A 16267-nucleotide genomic window follows, 5' to 3' on the forward strand; every position below is an offset into this window, starting at 1 on the left:
CACCCCCTTCCCACCGCGTGCCCCGCGGCGCCGGATCCGGCGCATCGGCCGCCCACGAGCGGTCCGCCCCGCGCGAGAAGGGAGCCGGTGACCGATGCAGACGTTCCTGCCTGACCCCGACTTCCGGCAGACGGCCCTGCTCCTGGACCGGCGCCGGCTGGGCAAGCAGCGGGTCGAGACGTTGCAGATCCTGCGCGGTCTCACCGTCCCCGGCTACGGATGGCGCCGCCACCCGGCCGTACGGATGTGGACCGGGTACGAGGAGGCACTCGTGCGCTACGGCCTGGAGATCTGCCGGGTCTGGCGGGAGCGGGGACACCAGGACAGCTGCGCCGCCTCTTTGGTCGCCGGACTGGCCGCGTACCGGCCCGGCACCCCGGTGCGCGACCAGGCGGACCTGGCCGCGGCCGGCGAGCTGCCGCCCTGGCTCGGCGACGAGGCCCTCCACGAAAGCCACCGCTCGGCCCTGATCCGCAAGGACCGCGACGTGTACGGCGACCTGTTCCCCGGCGTCCCCGACGACCTGCCCTACGTGTGGCCGGCATCGGACCGCGAACCACGGCACGCGCCCACCGGCCCGTGAACCAGCCCCCCATGCCCGGAATCCGGCCGCAATCGCGGACACTGGCAGCAGGAGAGGGGAGGCCGACCATGCTGACCGTCGTCCGTGAACAGCTGGGCCAGGCCCTGTTCCGCCGTGTCGCCGGCCCCGACGGACCGGCGACTCGCGCCCGCATCCACCAGACCCCCGGCCCGCGCTGGTTCGGACCGGACCGCCCGATCCGCACGGTCCACGGTGACGCCTCGATGTTCATCGGCGGGCTGAGCGCCCTGCTCCTGCAGTCCCTGCACCCGCTCGCCATGGCGGCGGTGGCCGGGCACTCCGGCTACCGCGGCGACCCGTGGGGCCGACTGCAACGCACCAGCACCTTCCTGGCCGTGACGACCTACGGCACCGCCGAGGACGCCCAGCGGGCCGTCGACCACGTCCGCGCCATCCACGACCGCATCCGCGGGACCACGCCCGAGGGCGTGCCGTACCACGCGGCCGACCCGCACCTGCTCGGCTGGGTGCACGCCGCCGAGACCGACAGCTTCCTGCGCGCCCACGAACGCTACGGAGCGCATCCGCTGGACGCTGCCGCCTACGACGCCTACGTGGCCGACACCGCCCGCGTCGCCGAAGCGCTGGGGATGACCGACCCGCCCCGCGACCGCCGCGAGCTGTCCGCGCGCCTGGCCGCCTACCGCCCCGAACTCCGGGCCACCCCCGAGGCCCGTTCCGCCGCCCGCTTCCTGATCTTCCAACCGCCCCTGCCCCTGCCCGTGCGCCCCTTCTACGGCGGCCTCGCCGCCAACGCCGTCGCACTGCTCCCACCCTGGGCCCGAAGCATGCTCTGGCTGCCCCGGGTCCCGGTCGTCGAGGACCTCGCCGTACGCCCCGCCGGCCAGGCCCTGACCCGGACGATCCGCTGGGCGATGCGGCCACCGCGCCAGACCCGTCGGACGTGAACGCCCGCGCCCGGAGGAGGGCGCCGCTCGAAGCCCCTCGAAGCCCCTCGAAGCCCCTCGAAGCCCTTGAACGGCGCCGACGAAAACTCCGTGCCGGACACGCCCCCACAGGAGCAGAATCACCCCATGGCGGATATGGGGGCGTTCCGGGACGCGGTCACCGGCTGGGCGGCGGGCAACCCCGGTGGCCCGGCGTGTGAGCTGGCCGAACGACTGCGCGTGCGGACCGCCGTGCTGCTGGAAGGGCCGAGCGACCTGGCGGCCGTCGAGACGCTGGCCGCGCGTCATGGCCGGGACCTGCCCGCCGAGGGCGTGTGCGTCCTGCCCATGGGCGGAGCGATGAGCGTCGGCCGCTACGCCGCCCTCCTGGGGCCGCCTGGGCTGGGCCTGCGCCTCACCGGCCTGTGCGACGAGGGCGAGCGGCGCTTCTACGACCGCGGTCTCCAGCGGGCCCGCGCGCCGCGCCAAGGGGTCTTCGTGTGTGTGTCCGACCTGGAGGACGAGCTGATCCGGGCCCTGGGCGTCGCGCGGGTCGAGGAGATCGTCGAGGCCGAGGGCGAACTCCAGGCATGGCAGACCTTCCTGCGCCAACCGGCACAGCAGGGCCGGCCCTCGCAGCAGCAGATGCGGCGCTTCCTCGGCACGAAGAAAGGCCGCAAGATCCGCTACGGCCGCCTGCTGGTCGAGGCCCTCGACTCCCAGCGCGTGCCCGCTCCCCTCGACGACCTCCTCGCGAGCGTGTGACCGCGGCGGCGCCGATCAGAGGCCGGAAGCGGCGAAGCGGGCCCGCCACAGATCCCGGAGCAACGCGATCTCGGCCATGTGGTGGATGAACTCGTAGTTGGCGCCCCACAGCACGCTGATGTACGGCTCGTCGGCGTCGGAGGCGTACGGGTATTGCGAGAAGCCGACCCTGTCGAGCTGTTCGTCGGTGAGCGCGGCGACGCTGTCGCGCCAGCGGTCCATCAGCGCCCAGTACCGCTCGAGCGCCAGGTCGGCGGAGGGCGTGAAGTCGACCAGCAGCTTCGGCTCCTGGCGCCGCTCACCGAAGGTCCACTCCCATCCGCCCGCGAAGTGGAAGTGCAGATGCCCCAACCGCCAGGCGATGGTGGTGACCGGCGCCGCGTCGGGTTCCGGCTCACCGGTGTGGGCGAGGACCTCGTCGACCCGCTCGACGCTCACGCCCCAGTCCTCGGCGATCTTGTCGACGGACATGCCGCCGGCGGCCTGCCGGGCGACCTCCGCGTACTCGCTCGCCGGGATGTCCGCGGCGCCCTGATCGAGAACCCATGCGCCCGGCCCGAACGCTCGTGGCGTCACGGCCTCGTCCCGACGCCGGATCGACCAGCAACCGGGCACCGGCTCCCACAGGTACTCCTCGTCACTGAGCCCCGTGAGCCGCACCTGGGCCGTCTCTCTGGCCTTGTCGAACTGGTCGATCAACACGCCCAAACGGTCCGTCCGCACACCCTCCGGCTCCATGCCGGCCCCCTTCGCGGTCGCGTCTCGCCCACGCTGCGCTCCGGAGCGAGGCTAGCGGCCCGCCTCACGGGGGCGCGACGCAATTCCTCGTCGACGAAGAGGAGTTGGACCGGCTGCCCTCCAAGTCACCGAGTCGACGAGTCGGTTAGACTGCTGCCCATGACGTACTTCTTCCACCTCCGTTAGGCGCCGTCGGCGAAGCGAGGATTTCCCGTCGCCGACGAGGCGGGGCAGCGGAGCGCTGCCCCGGGTGCCGACGTGGAAGAAGAACAACATCATGCACACGCCCCTCGTGGCGCGCTGTCTGCGCGGCCTGGAGGCCGTGGTCGCCGCCGAGGTCGTGGCGTCCGGTCTGGGTGCCGTCACCGATCTGGGTCACCGCGAAGTCCGCTTCGCCGCACGCCGTGTGGCGCCGTCGCTGCGTACGGCTGACGACGTGTTCCTGCTCGCCGCCCAACGCCCCGACATCGGAGCGGCTCGTGACGCGGTGGCCGACCTCGCCGAACTCGTCGACCTCATGGACACCGAGCACCTGCTGTCCCTACGGCGCGGCGTGACGGCTCCGGCCGGCGAGATCACCGGCATCGAGGTCTCGGCCTCGTTCCTCGGTCGGCGTTCCTTCACCCGGTACGACGTCGAGGATGCCGTCGGCCGGGCGCTGGCGGCGCGGCTGGGTGTCCCGTACCACTCGCGGCGCACGGGGACCGCGCCGCCGCCCGGCTGCTGCGGGTGGCGGCTGACTCTCGACGGCAGCCGGGCCGTGCTCATGCTCCGGCTCGAGGACCGGCCGCTGCACCGGCGCGCGTACAAGCAGCGCACCGTCCCGGGCACACTGCACCCACCGCTCGCGGCCGCCATGGCGGCACTCGCCGACATCCGCCCCGGTCATGTCGTCCTCGACCCGTGCTGCGGCGCGGGCACAGTGCTGATAGAGGCGGCACTCGCCCAACCCCGAGCCCGTCTCCACGGCTTCGACCTCAGCGCCGACGCGGTCGCCGCGGCGCGTGCCAACGCCGGTGAGCTGCCTGTCGTGATCCGCCGTGTCGACGCCGGCCGGCTGCCCTTCCCCGACGGCGCCGTCGACCGTGTTCTGTGCAATCCGCCGTGGGGTGGTCAAGTCCCCGCCCGGGGCCTGCTCGCCACCGCTCCTACCCGCTGGTGGACGGAGCTGCGCCGCGTGCTGGCACCTGACGGAAGGGCCGTACTGCTGCTGCCCGACGGCGACGACCTGGCCACTGCCCTCGCGCACGACTTCACTCCCGTGCACGTGCAGCGGCTGCGCCTGTTCGGCGCACAGCCCTTCCTGGTGCAGCTGATGCCAGGGGACACGGGCCGCCGGTGACGGCATTCTCCGAGCCGTGTCGGGTGGGCCGCGCCTGTGTCGGCGCGGCCCCGTGGTGCCCGGGGGAGGCGGGGCGCGACGTACACCGGGATGTGGCTGTACGTCCTGGACGAGGCGGGTTCCCCCGTCGTCCACCTACCGCTACGACCCGCTCGGCCAGCCCACCGCCACCAAGACCGGCGCCGGGGCAACTCTTCTACTACCACCACGACACCCAAGGCTCCCCGGTCGACGTCGCCGGCAGCACCGGGACCCTCTACCAGCGCTGGGCCTACGACTCGTTCGGCACCCGCGTCCTGAACACCACCACCAGCGGCGCGCCCGCGAGCACCCCGTCGTACACCGGCGCCCGGTACGAGACCGGCACCGGCAATCTCGACCTGCACGCCCGCCAGTACGCGTTCACCGGTGAGAACGGCGGCGCGGGCGCGTTCGTGGACAAGTACCTCCCCGTCCGCCCCGCCTACCGGCTCTACCGCGCCGAGTACATGCTCCGGCAGCAGGGCTGCGACGCGCTCGCCGATCTGTACGCGGAGACCGCCGACGAACTCGCCCAGCAGCTGGTCCTCACCGGGGTCGGCGGGCTGACCGGGTGGCGGCGGACCGCGGTGGCCACGGAGGGGGAGCTGCAGTCCGGCGGTTCGTCCTTCCGGCGGCCGCGCAGCGAGATGGACTTCGAGCTGGAATGGGCGGACCACGCCTATGACGCGATCCGTGCCGACGCCCAGCTCGACCGGGTGGCGCAGACCGCGGCGTCGCACGGCTATTCCGCGGCCGACATCAATCAGATCTACAACCACCTGTTCATCGAAGCGCATCAACTCGACGCGGGAATGCTGCGATTCGACGCCAATCCGCGTATCGCCAGGGCCTGGGAACGCCTTCAGAACGGAAATCCACACCCCAGTGATTTCGATCTGCTCGCACATGAACTGTGCGAGTCGAACTGGATGCGTCAGCACGGCGACCAGAACTATCGCCGCGCCCATCAGGCGACCCTGGCCGCCGGCCACACCTGGGACGAACATGCGCCCGCGGCGGACGGTATAGGGTTCAGGTGATCAAATCCCTGGCGCGAGCGAACTGGTGGGAATCCCCGTGACAGCATCACTGACGTGTAGGAAGATCCACTCTCTGGAAGCGGGATCCGTCTACGCCTGGGAAACCGCGGAAGGTGTCACCGGAAACATTCTGATCGACCCGGAGGGATCAGTCGCCCGCCCGTGCACGCTGGAGGGGATAACCCTCGGTGACATGCGCCTCGACAAAGACATCGGGAATGTGGAAAATCCCGAGCCGGACCCGAAACTCCGCCGTGCTTTCCTGATCGCGGCATCGGCGATCTTCCAGGAAGGGGAGCGGCAGGGGCGACTGCCTGACAAGATCACGCGTACCTACTGGTAGGCGCCACGTCACCACCCGAGAGGCTCGCAACAGAGCCGTGACCTGTAAATGTCACGATGCACAGGACTCAGTGGACGTCCCACCTGCAGAGTTACTCCAGCCAAGGGCCCGACGCAGGCAGGGCGGCGATGCGGCGCTGTCCCTGGACGGACGTCTTCTTCTTCAGCTCGAGGTTTTCGTAGTAGAGGGTCGCCGTCACCGTGGCGAGCGCGTCGAGCTTGCCCTGCAGCTGAGTCGCCCTGGTGGTGGCCTCGCGGAGCCTTTTGCGCGAGTCAGCGATGGTTTCGTCGCGCTGGACTTCTCCCGGCGTACGGAGCACGGGACGCGCGACCTTGGCGTCCCACTCGGCCAGGACCTCCTCGGCCCGGTGCACGGTGGCGTGGCTGACCTTCGCCTCACGCGCCAGGTTCTCCTTGGTCAGCGCGCCGTCGGTGTGCAGCGGCTCACCGGCCAGCAGACGGGCCATGGCCTCGCGGAGCTTCTTCTCGGTGGCGGCGGACACCGGCATCAGGCGTTTTCCTTCATCTTGTCGAATTGCGCGGTTGCCGAGCGGACCTCGGCGAGTCGGGCCATGGCTTGCTCGCGCCGCGGCATGGACAGCTTCTTCTTCAGAAGCGTCAAGAGATCGGCCTCCTCCATCCGCCAGATCGGCTCATGGGCGAGTGTCAGTACCGAGTTGCGGCACCGGGACGGCTGACATGCCCCCAGCAGTGGTGCCTGGCCGCGCTGGTCGCGCGGGAGTTGGTTCTGGCACTCGGCCGTAGGGGCGTTCCACAGGCAGTGGTTGACCGTGCCGAGGTGGAGGTCGGCGAACTCGTCCCGCAGCAGGGTGATCTCCAGACGTTCGTCGGCGACCTGGGCGCGAAGCGTCCCGGCCTGATCCATGGCGTCGTTGACCTTGTCGAGTCCGGCGTGGAATCGCGCGGCGCCGGGGCCGACGGCGATGGTCTGGCCGACTCGCCGGGCCTGGAGCAGGGAGACCAGCCTCTTGGCGGCGGCGACTTGCAATTGGTTGTCGAACTCCTTGACCCACTTCGCGTCCGGCTTGCCGCAGGCGAGCGTGGTGCGGTTCGCCATCGCCCGCCGGGCGGCGTGCTTGAGCTGCAGCCCGAGCGCGATCTCGCCGTCGGGTTCCTGGGCCGCGATGATCGACATGGTGTGACGGAACATGTGGGGCCGTACCAGCCCTTCAGGGATCTCTTCGAGGCCGGTGTGCTCGCGGTTGGCGTTGACGGTGGCGATGAAGTCGTCGATGTCCCTCGCGGCGTCGAAGCCACCCTCGCCCTCCTCGGCCCGCGCGATGACCGCGGTGAAGACCCTCGTGTCGTGCCGGGTGAGCTGTTCAGCGACCGCGATGGCCCGCGCGACGGGCTCGATGATCCACCAGTAGCCACGGGGCCGCGAGTCATCCCCCTTCACCTTCCGGGAGGCGAGCGCGGGGCGCCGTAGTACTGGGTGAGCGCCCCGCGCTCGATCTCGTGGATCTCGCTGTCACGCATGGCGGTCAGCGCCGCGACGAAGACGTAGCACGCTGGTCGCCACACTGATGACGGTGGGCTGTTCGAGTTCTGCGGACGACACACCACAGGCAGCATCGACCCCGGTTTCGCCCAGCACCTCGACCACAAGGCCGGCCGCAACAGCGCCCACCTCGGCCTTCTGCCTCGATCTGGAGACCTTCCAGGTCGGCGTACTCGTCTTCCGTTCCGACGTGGGCGAGGCGCTGCAAGGCCAGCCGCTGGACTTGGAAGACCTGCGGCAGAGGGCCGCCTTGATCACCCACACCGGCCGGAGCATGCAGGCGAGCGCGCCGCCGGACATCGCCAAGCAGTTCCGTGCCGTGCTCAACGCGATCGACACCTCGGCGAGCAGGCTGAAACCGGGCGCGAAGACCCGCGACGTCGTGGACCCGCTGTACGGCGAGGACATCGTTCCGGCCTTCCGGGCAGTGGACGAATACGACTGCGGCGCTGCGGGCGAGTGACCGACTTGCACGGGTGGAGCCGATCCCACGCCTGGGTCTCGGCCTTGCCGTAGGTCGTGGTGGCCCGGGCGGGTGGTGACGGCAGGCTCGGGTCAGGTCTCCGGCCGGTCTCCGGGACCCGGACACGACGACGAACCGAGGGGTCCCGGCGTGTTGTCCACGCTGCCGGTACCTGGTGAACTGAGTGGATGAAGCTCCCGTCGCCTCGTGTCCTGAGGGCTCTCGAACGGTTCAATGACACCTACCCCTGGGACCACAACGCCCACTACCATCGCTGGATCCTGCGGCAGTTGCCCAAACGCTTCAACCGTGCCCTGGACATCGGCTCCGGCAGCGGTGACCTTGCAAGGCTCCTGGCCGGCCGGGCCGCCGCGGTGACGGCGGTCGATTCCGATCCGGCGATCACCGCCCGGGCCCAGAAGCTCACTCCGGCCGAGCTTGCCGTGACCTTCACCGTGGCGGATGCGATGGCCGAGTTCCCCGCCGACTCCTACGACGTCATCACGTGCGTCGCCACCATCCACCACCTGCCGTTCGCCGAGGCGCTCAACTGCTTCCGCCGACATCTGGCGCCGGGAGGGGCCTTGGTCATCGTCGGCCTGGCCCGCGCGCGGACCCCTGTGGACCACTTGCTCGGTGTCGTCGCCGTTCCGGCCAACGCCGCCATGGGCTGGCTGAAGAACAAAGGCCGCCGCTCGCCCCTGCCGGTCTCGATGACGGCCCGCACTCGCTCAGTGGACATGACGTTCGACGACATCGTCCGTGAAACCAGAGACGTCCTTCCCGGTGCGCGGCTGCGACGACGGCTGTTCTGGCGCTACACGCTCGTATGGCATCAGCCCTGAGCGGCGCAACGCCAGCCCTCCTCCCCCCTGGCACCCCACCTCGTCGTCCGCGAACAGCCGCAGCGACTCCGTCACCGTGAACAGGTCGTCCGTACCGGCACTGTCCACAACCCACCCGTTACGGACGCAAGTCCAGGGCGATGTGCGAGGACAGCGCGCGCAGGAAGTCGGGCGCGTCGAAGATCTCGCCGGCGGAGGCGACACCGACCGTCCTGGTCCGTCCCGTGACGATGCGCTCAACCGCCTCCACGACGAGCGGCGCGGTGACGGCGTAGATGTCCTGGCCGCTTGCCACAGCCCGCCGTTCGGTGCCGCCGGAGCGCACGACGACGTCGACGAGGAACGTCTGAGCGGACCGCCCATGCCCATCGACCGCGGCCGGCGCGGGTGTGTCGCGGGCCGACAGTTCCTCGGCGGCTTCGATCGCCATGTAGGTGCACACGTCGGGGATGGACAGGTGACTGGGAATGGTGACGACGTCAGCCATCGTGAACTCCCCGACGACCGCCCGGGTGCCCATCGGGTCGGGGAAGGGCCACTTCAGGATGGGCGGGTTGTCGGTGCGGTACTCCAACTGCCCGTTCGCGTAGCGGACCCGTCGCCCGTTCCGGCGTTCCCGGGAGACGACACCCGAAGCGCGCGTCCCGTCCGTGGGGTGCCAACCGCTCAGCCCGTACGCGATGTGCGCCTCGTCGGCCGCCGTCCAGTCGCCCATCGCCGCGGTGGCCAGCAGGTCGCCGAGGCCGCCGAAGAACGCCATCGCCGGGACGATCACCGCACCTGTAGCGCGGGCGCGGTCCGTGAAGTGCGCGAACGTGTCGACATTGGCCTCGATCTCGGCCGCCACATCGACATACGGGATACCGCCGCGCAGAGCCGCCTCGATCACGGGGGCGGCCGTCACGGCGAACGGCCCGGCACAGTTGATCACCGCCGCCGCCCCGGCGAGCGCGCGATCGAGCGAGGCCGGATCGTCGACCGACGCCGGCCGCGCCTCGAGCCCGGACTCGGACGCCGACGCGCGCAACCTGTCGGCGTCGCGGCCGGAGAGAACCGGGACGAACCCGCGCTCGCGCAGCTCCGCCACCACGAACCGCCCGGTGTGACCGTACGCGCCGAACACCGCCACCAACTGCCCCGACTCCATGAACTCTCCCTTGTGCTCGAACGACCCAACCCACACATCCTCACGAGAGCGAGCCCCCACCACGAGTGTCCGGAACGACACGGCCCATACAATTCCGGACATGAAAGCTGTCGCGCTGGCCGTCACCGACGGGATGCTGCACTTCGAACTGTCCCTGGCGTACGAGGTGTTCGCCGCCGCACCGGCCGGCGTAGCGGTCCCCTGGTACGACCTCACCGTCTGCGGACCGGCCCCCGTACGGGTCGGCCGATTCCAACTGGAGCCCGACCTCGGGCTCGACCGGCTCCCACACGCGGACACCGTGATCGTCCCGGGCTGGGCCGACGTCGACGAGGACCCGCCCGCGGACCTGGTCGACGCGGTGCGCGCGGCTCACGAGGCGGGCGCGCGCGTGGTCTCCCTCTGCACCGGCGTGTTCGTGCTGGCCGCGGCCGGCCTGCTGGACGGAAAGCGCGCAACCACGCACTGGGCGCACACCGAGGCCCTCGCCGCCCGCCATCCCCGGGTGGAGGTCGACCCGGACGTGCTCTACGTCGACAACGGCAGCGTCCTCAGCTCCGCCGGCAAGGCCGCCGCCATGGACCTGTGCCTGCACCTCGTCCGCCTCGACCACGGCTCGTCGGTTGCCAACGCCGTCGCCCGCCGCCTGGTCGTACCACCCCACCGGGCCGGCGGCCAGGCCCAGTTCGTCACCACCCCGGTGCCCGCCCAGGACGACCACCCGCTCGCCGCCCTGTTCCCCTGGATCATGGAACGGCTCGACCAGCCGCTGACCGTCGAGGACTTGGCCCGCCAGGCCCGGATGAGCTCGCGCCACCTGGGCCGCCACTTCAGAGCGGCGACCGGTACCACCCCCCTGCAATGGCTGCTGACCCAGCGCATCCGCCACGCCCAGGAACTGCTGGAGAGAACCGACGACAGCGTCGACACCATCGCGGCGGCCACCGGCATGGGCACCGCCACCACACTGCGCCGCCACTTCAACCGCACGGTCGGCGTCCCCCCGGACACCTACCGCCGCACCTTCCGCCGCGCCAGGCCCCGCTGAAGATCGTCGGCCGGGATCGGCGGGACCGCGGCGATGCCCACCGCCGGGCCGAGCGAGCCGCCACTGGCCCGGCGGCACGAACGGGGAACAGTGTCGAACGCCTCCTCCACAAGTCCGGCGTGCACGCCTCCATTCGTACGGTCACCCGGAGCGTCCAGGCGATGTGAGGCTTCAGGGCCGGGTGGAGTCACCGCAAATCAGGCCAGGCGCAGCTCCGCGGCGTGCGGGTCCTGCTTCACCACGTGGTTCACGAGCCAGTCGGGCACCTTGGGTGTGCGCGCCCCGCGCGACACGACGTCCCACTCGCCCCGCTCGAACGCCTTCGGGCGGCAGAGTTCAGGATGGGTGAGCGAGGTGACGTTCGTCCGGTCCGGCGCCGTGGGACGGGCGGGGCCGTGACCCGGGCGAGGCGCTCGGACTGCCTGGCGGCGAAATCCCTGAACGGGCAGGCGGTCAGGGATTTCGCCGGTTCGCTGCTTGCGCCGTTTTTGAATGAGGGTCTGTGATGCCGTCAGGCTCGGTTGAGCCGGGCTGCGATTCCGTGACCGATCAGTAGATAGATGACGGCTGGAAGGCCATAATTGAGGACGACGCGCAGGGATTCTGTGTCCATGGTGAAAATGTCCTGTGCCCATCCGGAAAGCCAGTCCGCCATAGCGTGGACGAACTCGACGAAGGGATTGGCCTGGTTCGCGTCGAGCAGGTAGAGGACGATCCACAGACCCAGCAGGCCCGCGGCGATGTCGGCGATCGTGCAGATCGTGAGGGCTGCTCTGCGTGCCGTGGCCTGGTTGGATGAGGAGCGGTCGGGCCCCGGTGGCTGGTCGTATGTCGGGTATCCGGAAGCCGGTCCGGTGTCGTTCACGGGGAATCCAATCTGACGCGTTGCTTTTAGGCAGGGTCGTCCCGGGCGGCAAGGTTCAACCTGGACTGTGACCCCTCTCTGCCTCCTTCAGCGTCTTGTAATCGCCGCTGTGTTACACCGCGTTCCGTACCACCTCAAATATGGCGTCCTAATCGGTCACGTACTCAAATGTTCGCCCCCGAGGGCACATATCGGGTGTCGAAGTCCGAGGAACGACGGCATGGCAGGCCACGCGACGCTGATGTACAGCACGCATGCCGGTGGGCAGCCCGAGCGGCCCCAGGATCAGCCGCTGCATCTCCTCGGCGAGCGAGTGGCCGGTGACCTTCGGCTTGGACACCAGTCGCAGCGCCACGGTCGCGGTGAAGGTCTCACCATCTCCTCGATAGCCTCATTGGATGTCGCCGTGTCCGGTGCGCAGCGTGATGGTGCCGCGCGCGGCCTCGGTGATACGCAGGTCGCCCTCTTGGGTGCTGATCTGCAGGGCCGCCCAGGCGGACGATCGAGACGTCGCCGAGCCGTCCGACGCCCCGGAACTCGGCGAGGGCTGCCGTCTGCATGGTGCTCTGCTTCTTCTGCAGCGCGCGCCCTTTCAGCGCGTTGTTTCTTATACGGGAAACGCTACGTTGCATTCATGGATGAGGTGAAAATGTCGTTGCAGCGCTTGTAGCGCGTGCGCAGGTAGCCGCATCAATTGCATTGCAATGAACTAAAAGCAATGCAACAACGTCCACTCTGCTTCATTGCAATAGGGTGGGAGTGAACGCTATGGTGGAGACACCGCAGACCGCGAAGGAGACCGCGATGCCGGGAGGCAGACTCACCCAGCAGGAACGCCAGCAGATCGCGCTGGGGCTGGCCGACGGACTCGCCTACGCGGAGATCGCCAGACGTCTGGGCCGTCCGACCTCGACCATCACACGCGAGGTCATGCGCAACGGCGGCCCCACCGCCTACCGCGCCGACCTCGCCCACCGTGCTACCGAACGCCGCGCCCACCGCCGCAGAAGGGCCGCGCCCCGGGACGTCAACACACCCCCGCTGGCCCACGGACGCGATGCCGAGGCCGTACGCGAGTACGAGGAGACGTTCACCACCGTCTTCATGCAATCGGGCCTGCCCAAGATGACAGCCCGGGTGCTGGCCGGCCTCTACACCACCGACACCGGCAGCCTCAGCGCCTCCGAACTCGCCGGGCGGCTCCAGGTCAGCCCGGCGTCCGTCTCCAAAGCCGTCACGTTCCTCGAAAGCCAGGGCCTCATCCGCCGGGAACGCGACGAACGCCGCCGCGAACGCTACGTCGTCGACGACGACGTCCTGTACCAATCCACGATGGCCGGCGCCCGATCCACCGCCCACCTCGGCGAGGTCGCCCGGCAGGGCGTGAGCATCCTCGGCCCCGGTACCCCGGCCGCCGCCCGCCTGGAGAACATCGCCCGCTTCGTCGACTTCGTCTCCGAAAGCCTCGCCCGCGCCGCGGACCAAGCCCGCGAGATCCTCCACACGAAACCCGAAGCGACCTCGGACAGCGCCACCTGAGCTACGTTCAGATCGCGGGCGGCCTGCAACTCATCGTTGAGCAGGAACAGCGGGACCTGCCCAACCAGGTTGAGGGTTGCGCGGGTGGGGGAGTGGTTGCCGCTGACGTCGAAACGTCTCCGAGAGGGCCATCGTGAGCGCGGCCCCGAGCGCGACCGCGACCGCGCCCCCGCCTCACCGTCGAGCATCGCCTGCTCGACGGCCGTCAGCCTTATGGCTGGTTGTTCCGCACGACGAACAGCGGAGCGCCCAGTGTGCCGGGGTCGACCTGGATCCCGAGGCCAGGGGCGGTGGGGGCCGATCCGCGGCCATTGCGCGACCGAGGCTCGTAATCGGCGATGTGCTCGTTCGTCCAGTCGTTGAAGAAGGACGCCGACAGCAAGGAAGCGGGGTTCGTGCCGGCGGCGAGGTGGCTGACCGCGGCGCTGGTCAGGTCTCCGCCCCAGGTGTCTTCGAGGGTGACCTTCATGCCGAGGCCGATCGCGGTGTCGCGCATGATCCGCGCCGCCGTGAGTCCGCCCACCCGTCCGAGCTTGATGTTCACCGCGTGCGCGCCCGCGGTCAGATGGCCTTCCGCGACATCGCCGACCGTGACGATCGATTCGTCCAGCACCAGGGGGCGGCGGCTGCCCTGCTGGACGAGCGCACAGGAACGGGTTTCCACACAGGGCTGTTCGATGATGACGTCGGAGGACTGCACGGCGGCGATGACCGTTCGGGCGTCGAGGACATCCCAGCCGCCGTTGGCGTCGGCGATGACGGTCCCCTCCTCACCCACGGCCGAGAGAACGGCCTGGATACGGCGGATGTCGTCGTGGGGCTGGTTGCCGACCTTGAGCTGGAACGTCCCGGTGCCCTCGAGCATCCGCTCCTTGACGAAGGCGACCATGTCCTGGTCGCTGCCGAGAGGCACGGCGACGTACAGGGGAAAGTCCTCCGCCACGCGGCCGCCCAGAAGGTCGGTCACCGGCAGCCCGGAGGACCGGCCGAGGACATCCCAGCAGGCGATGTCGATGGCGCTCTTGGCTCCGTACTGGCCCCTGAGGTGCCGGTTCATCACCAGGTTGACGAGTCCGGTGTTTCTTGGGTCCAGGCCCACCAGAAGGGGGGCGAGACAACTCAGGCTCGCACGGATGCCTTCCGTGTGGCTCGGCAGGTAGCTACCGGCCAGGGGCGCGCATTCGCCCCACCCTTCAATCCCCTCGTCGGTCACGAGCCGCACCACGGTCGAGGACTGCTTCTCGCTGCTCCGCCCACCGGACATGACGTATGCGCCATGACGGTAGGAGAGGTCATAGCCGTAGACCTCGATGCTGTCGATTCTCATGCAGCTCTCCTGAAATGCCTTGTGCCAGTTGCTTTCTGTGTCTCATGCGGCGGCGGATGCGGATGGGCAGCTATGAGGCTCGGTGTGCCGCAGCCGGGCCGCGCCGTGAGGCGAAGCGTTGTGGGGCGAAGGGGCGAGCTGTGTGAGCCGTCGTGGGAGTGTGAGGACCCGCCTTGACGAGGGCGGAGACGATGTCCGCCGTCACGGGTGCCAGGGTCAGTCCGAGCATGCTGTGTCCGCTCGCGACGAGCAGGTTGTCCTTGCCCGGGAGGGGGCCGATGACCGGCAGCCCGTCGGGTGTCATCGGGCGCAGTCCGGTCCAGCCCTGCGGCTGTGCGGCGGGCGAGAAGCCCGGCAGGTAGGTGTGGGCGGAGTGGGCGATTCCGCGCAGGCGATGCGGGTCGAGGGTGGTGTCGGAGCTTCCGAACTCCATGGTTCCGGCGAATCGCAGCCGGTTGGACAGCGGTGTGACGGCCACCTTCGCCTCACCCAGGTAGACCGAGTGCCGCAGTGTCACCGAGCCGCTGGTGTCGTCGAATCCGTATCCCTTGCCGGGCTGGATGGGCAGCGGGAAGCCGGCCAGCCGCGTCAGTGGTCCGGTGTGCGCCCCTGCCGCGAGGACGAACAGGTCACCGCTGATCTCCTCGCCCCCGGCGAGGACCGACGTCACCACGTGCCCCTTGGACCGGATGTCGGTGACCGGCGTGTCGTACAGGAAGCGGACACCGAGTTCCCGGCAGCGGTTCTCCAGGCCCTCGACCAGACTCGTGGGGTCCACGTGCCGTTCCTGCGGACAGTGCAGACCGACACGCACCTCCTTGCCGAGCGCTGGTTCGAGATCCCTGAGCTCGTCACCGGAGAGCGGCACGGCGGTATGGCCGATCCGCTCCACGGGCGCCGTGGTCGCCCGGTAGCCGTCCATGGTCTGCCGGGTGGTGAACACCAGGAGCTGGCCCGTGCGGTGGTACTCGAAGCGCACACCGTCCTTCTCGTACTCGTCGAACGACGCGAGTGTCCGCTCGTTGAGGGAGACGAGAGCCTCGACGCCGTACTCGAAGTCCCTGGGGTTGCAGTGGCGCAGCATGCTCAGCATGAAGCGCACGTGGTCGGGGCGCGGGGAGGGCCGGACGTAGAGCGGGCTGTCCTTCCGGGCCATCCAGCGCAGGGCGTGTCCCAGCATTCCGGGGGCCGGAACCGGAGCCGACATGATCGGGACGATCCACCCGGCGTTGTTGACCGAGGCCCGGGCCGCCCCGGCGTGCGCCGCGTCCACGACGGTGACGGACAGGCCGTCCCGTGCGAGCCGGTAGGCGGTGGCCAGGCCGATCACCCCGGCACCGACGATCACTGCACTGTCTGTCATCGTGGTCCGCTTCTCTTCCGTCGGGTCGTGTCGTGTCGTGTCGAGTCGATGTCGTGTCGGGTCGTGTCGAGTCGGGGCGGGTCGTGTCGGGTCGGGTCCGGCGGTCGGCTCAAGGGAGGAACTTGTCGGCCAGCAGGCGGGCGACGGCCCAGTCCTGCATGGCGACGCCGACGGTCTTGAACACGGTCCGCTTGCCGTAGTCCGCGGCAGGGGCGGTCAGGGCGGTGCCGAGTTCCGTGAGGGCGTCCTTGGTGATGGCGCCGGCTTCGAGGGCGTGGATGATCTCGCCGGACTCCTCCAGGATCGCATCGAGTTCGTCGATGACGACGGTGCTGCCCGCGAGCAGTTCGTCGGGCAGCTCGCGCATGGTGGGGCGGTAGGCGCCGATGGCGTTGACGTGCACCTGCGC

Annotated in this window: 17 protein-coding genes and 3 pseudogenes; 10 read left to right on the top strand and 10 right to left on the bottom strand. The window is 69.8% G+C overall.

The features are described from left to right. Nucleotides 1-94 precede the first annotated feature (94 nt). The 3 genes from ABZ078_RS18285 (at nucleotide 95) to ABZ078_RS18295 (ending at nucleotide 2256) form a co-directional block, all read left to right on the top strand. Nucleotides 95-583 (top strand): MSMEG_6728 family protein, encoded by a 489-nt coding sequence (locus tag ABZ078_RS18285; RefSeq protein WP_356576389.1) that lies wholly within the window; start codon nucleotides 95-97, stop codon nucleotides 581-583. Between the two features lie 68 nt (nucleotides 584-651). Then, nucleotides 652-1512, top strand: a complete 861-nt coding sequence (locus tag ABZ078_RS18290) for an oxygenase MpaB family protein (protein ID WP_356576391.1) — start codon at nucleotides 652-654, stop codon at nucleotides 1510-1512. A 126-nt stretch (nucleotides 1513-1638) separates the two neighbouring features. Next, nucleotides 1639-2256 carry a TOPRIM nucleotidyl transferase/hydrolase domain-containing protein gene (locus ABZ078_RS18295; RefSeq protein WP_356576393.1) on the top strand — a complete coding sequence of 206 codons (618 nt, stop codon included), beginning with the start codon at nucleotides 1639-1641 and terminating at the stop codon, nucleotides 2254-2256. Nucleotides 2257-2271: 15 nt separating this feature from the next. On the opposite strand, the gene ABZ078_RS18300 is transcribed toward ABZ078_RS18295, so the two are convergent. Next, nucleotides 2272-2994 (bottom strand): DinB family protein, encoded by a 723-nt coding sequence (locus ABZ078_RS18300; RefSeq protein ID WP_356576395.1) that lies wholly within the window; start codon nucleotides 2992-2994, stop codon nucleotides 2272-2274. A gap of 277 nt (nucleotides 2995-3271) precedes the next feature. On the opposite strand from ABZ078_RS18300, the gene ABZ078_RS18305 reads away from it, so the two are divergent. The 3 genes and pseudogenes from ABZ078_RS18305 to ABZ078_RS18315 all read left to right on the top strand — a co-directional run bounded on the left by ABZ078_RS18305 (nucleotide 3272) and on the right by ABZ078_RS18315 (nucleotide 5740). Further along, nucleotides 3272-4336: a methyltransferase domain-containing protein gene (locus ABZ078_RS18305; protein WP_356576397.1), complete on the top strand. Its 1065-nt coding sequence runs from the start codon at nucleotides 3272-3274 to the stop codon at nucleotides 4334-4336. A gap of 133 nt (nucleotides 4337-4469) precedes the next feature. After that, nucleotides 4470-5397, top strand: a pseudogene (locus tag ABZ078_RS18310) (RHS repeat protein); the annotation flags it as partial. Between the two features lie 37 nt (nucleotides 5398-5434). Further along, the gene (locus ABZ078_RS18315; protein ID WP_356576399.1) at nucleotides 5435-5740 is read left to right on the top strand and encodes a hypothetical protein; all 306 of its coding nucleotides are present in this window, start codon (nucleotides 5435-5437) and stop codon (nucleotides 5738-5740) included. 91 nt (nucleotides 5741-5831) lie between these two features. Here ABZ078_RS18315 and ABZ078_RS18320 read toward each other — a convergent pair whose 3' ends face one another. From ABZ078_RS18320 to ABZ078_RS18330, 3 genes are read right to left on the bottom strand one after another with little or no spacing between them, the layout of a single operon-like run. After that, on the bottom strand, nucleotides 5832-6248 hold the full coding sequence (locus ABZ078_RS18320; RefSeq protein ID WP_356576401.1) for a hypothetical protein: 417 nt from the start codon (nucleotides 6246-6248) through the stop codon (nucleotides 5832-5834). After that, entirely contained in the window at nucleotides 6248-7159 is a 912-nt protein-coding gene (locus tag ABZ078_RS18325) for a hypothetical protein (protein WP_356576403.1), read from the bottom strand. Before ABZ078_RS18325 ends, ABZ078_RS18320 begins: the two co-directional genes overlap by 1 nt. Continuing rightward, on the bottom strand, nucleotides 7156-7284 hold the full coding sequence (locus ABZ078_RS18330; RefSeq protein WP_356576405.1) for a hypothetical protein: 129 nt from the start codon (nucleotides 7282-7284) through the stop codon (nucleotides 7156-7158). The genes ABZ078_RS18325 and ABZ078_RS18330 overlap by 4 nt, the downstream gene beginning before the upstream one ends. A 167-nt stretch (nucleotides 7285-7451) precedes the next feature. Here ABZ078_RS18330 and ABZ078_RS18335 point away from each other — a divergent pair, with 167 nt between their 5' ends. Then, entirely contained in the window at nucleotides 7452-7724 is a 273-nt protein-coding gene (locus ABZ078_RS18335) for a hypothetical protein (protein ID WP_356576407.1), read from the top strand. A 188-nt stretch (nucleotides 7725-7912) separates the two neighbouring features. Further along, nucleotides 7913-8569: a class I SAM-dependent methyltransferase gene (locus ABZ078_RS18340; RefSeq protein ID WP_356576409.1), complete on the top strand. Its 657-nt coding sequence runs from the start codon at nucleotides 7913-7915 to the stop codon at nucleotides 8567-8569. A 118-nt stretch (nucleotides 8570-8687) separates the two neighbouring features. On the opposite strand, the gene ABZ078_RS18345 is transcribed toward ABZ078_RS18340, so the two are convergent. After that, nucleotides 8688-9716 carry a saccharopine dehydrogenase NADP-binding domain-containing protein gene (locus ABZ078_RS18345; protein WP_356576411.1) on the bottom strand — a complete coding sequence of 343 codons (1029 nt, stop codon included), beginning with the start codon at nucleotides 9714-9716 and terminating at the stop codon, nucleotides 8688-8690. Between the two features lie 100 nt (nucleotides 9717-9816). Between ABZ078_RS18345 and ABZ078_RS18350 the strand changes: the two genes are divergently transcribed. Then, complete coding sequence (locus ABZ078_RS18350) at nucleotides 9817-10764, top strand: helix-turn-helix domain-containing protein (protein WP_356576413.1); 948 nt, start codon at nucleotides 9817-9819, stop codon at nucleotides 10762-10764. A 200-nt stretch (nucleotides 10765-10964) separates the two neighbouring features. Here the strand turns inward: ABZ078_RS18350 and ABZ078_RS18355 are convergent. Next, a pseudogene (locus ABZ078_RS18355) lies at nucleotides 10965-11099 on the bottom strand (DNA alkylation repair protein); the annotation flags it as partial. A 176-nt stretch (nucleotides 11100-11275) separates the two neighbouring features. Beyond that, a complete protein-coding gene (locus ABZ078_RS18360) occupies nucleotides 11276-11629 on the bottom strand; it encodes a hypothetical protein (RefSeq protein ID WP_356576415.1) in 354 nt (117 codons plus the stop codon). Between the two features lie 804 nt (nucleotides 11630-12433). Between ABZ078_RS18360 and ABZ078_RS18365 the strand changes: the two genes are divergently transcribed. Next, on the top strand, nucleotides 12434-13168 hold the full coding sequence (locus ABZ078_RS18365) for a helix-turn-helix domain-containing protein (protein WP_356576434.1): 735 nt from the start codon (nucleotides 12434-12436) through the stop codon (nucleotides 13166-13168). Between the two features lie 211 nt (nucleotides 13169-13379). Here the strand turns inward: ABZ078_RS18365 and ABZ078_RS18370 are convergent, their stop codons facing one another. The 3 genes and pseudogenes from ABZ078_RS18370 to ABZ078_RS18380 all read right to left on the bottom strand — a co-directional run. Next, complete coding sequence (locus ABZ078_RS18370) at nucleotides 13380-14495, bottom strand: mandelate racemase/muconate lactonizing enzyme family protein (RefSeq protein ID WP_356576417.1); 1116 nt, start codon at nucleotides 14493-14495, stop codon at nucleotides 13380-13382. Nucleotides 14496-14565: 70 nt separating this feature from the next. Continuing rightward, on the bottom strand, nucleotides 14566-15858 hold the full coding sequence (locus ABZ078_RS18375) for an FAD-dependent oxidoreductase (RefSeq protein ID WP_356576419.1): 1293 nt from the start codon (nucleotides 15856-15858) through the stop codon (nucleotides 14566-14568). A 109-nt stretch (nucleotides 15859-15967) separates the two neighbouring features. Continuing rightward, nucleotides 15968-16267, bottom strand: a pseudogene (locus ABZ078_RS18380) (ornithine cyclodeaminase family protein); the annotation flags it as partial.

Origin of the sequence: Streptomyces sp. NPDC006385 (assembly GCF_040612485.1) — a bacterium.
In the GTDB taxonomy this organism is placed as follows: domain Bacteria; phylum Actinomycetota; class Actinomycetes; order Streptomycetales; family Streptomycetaceae; genus Streptomyces.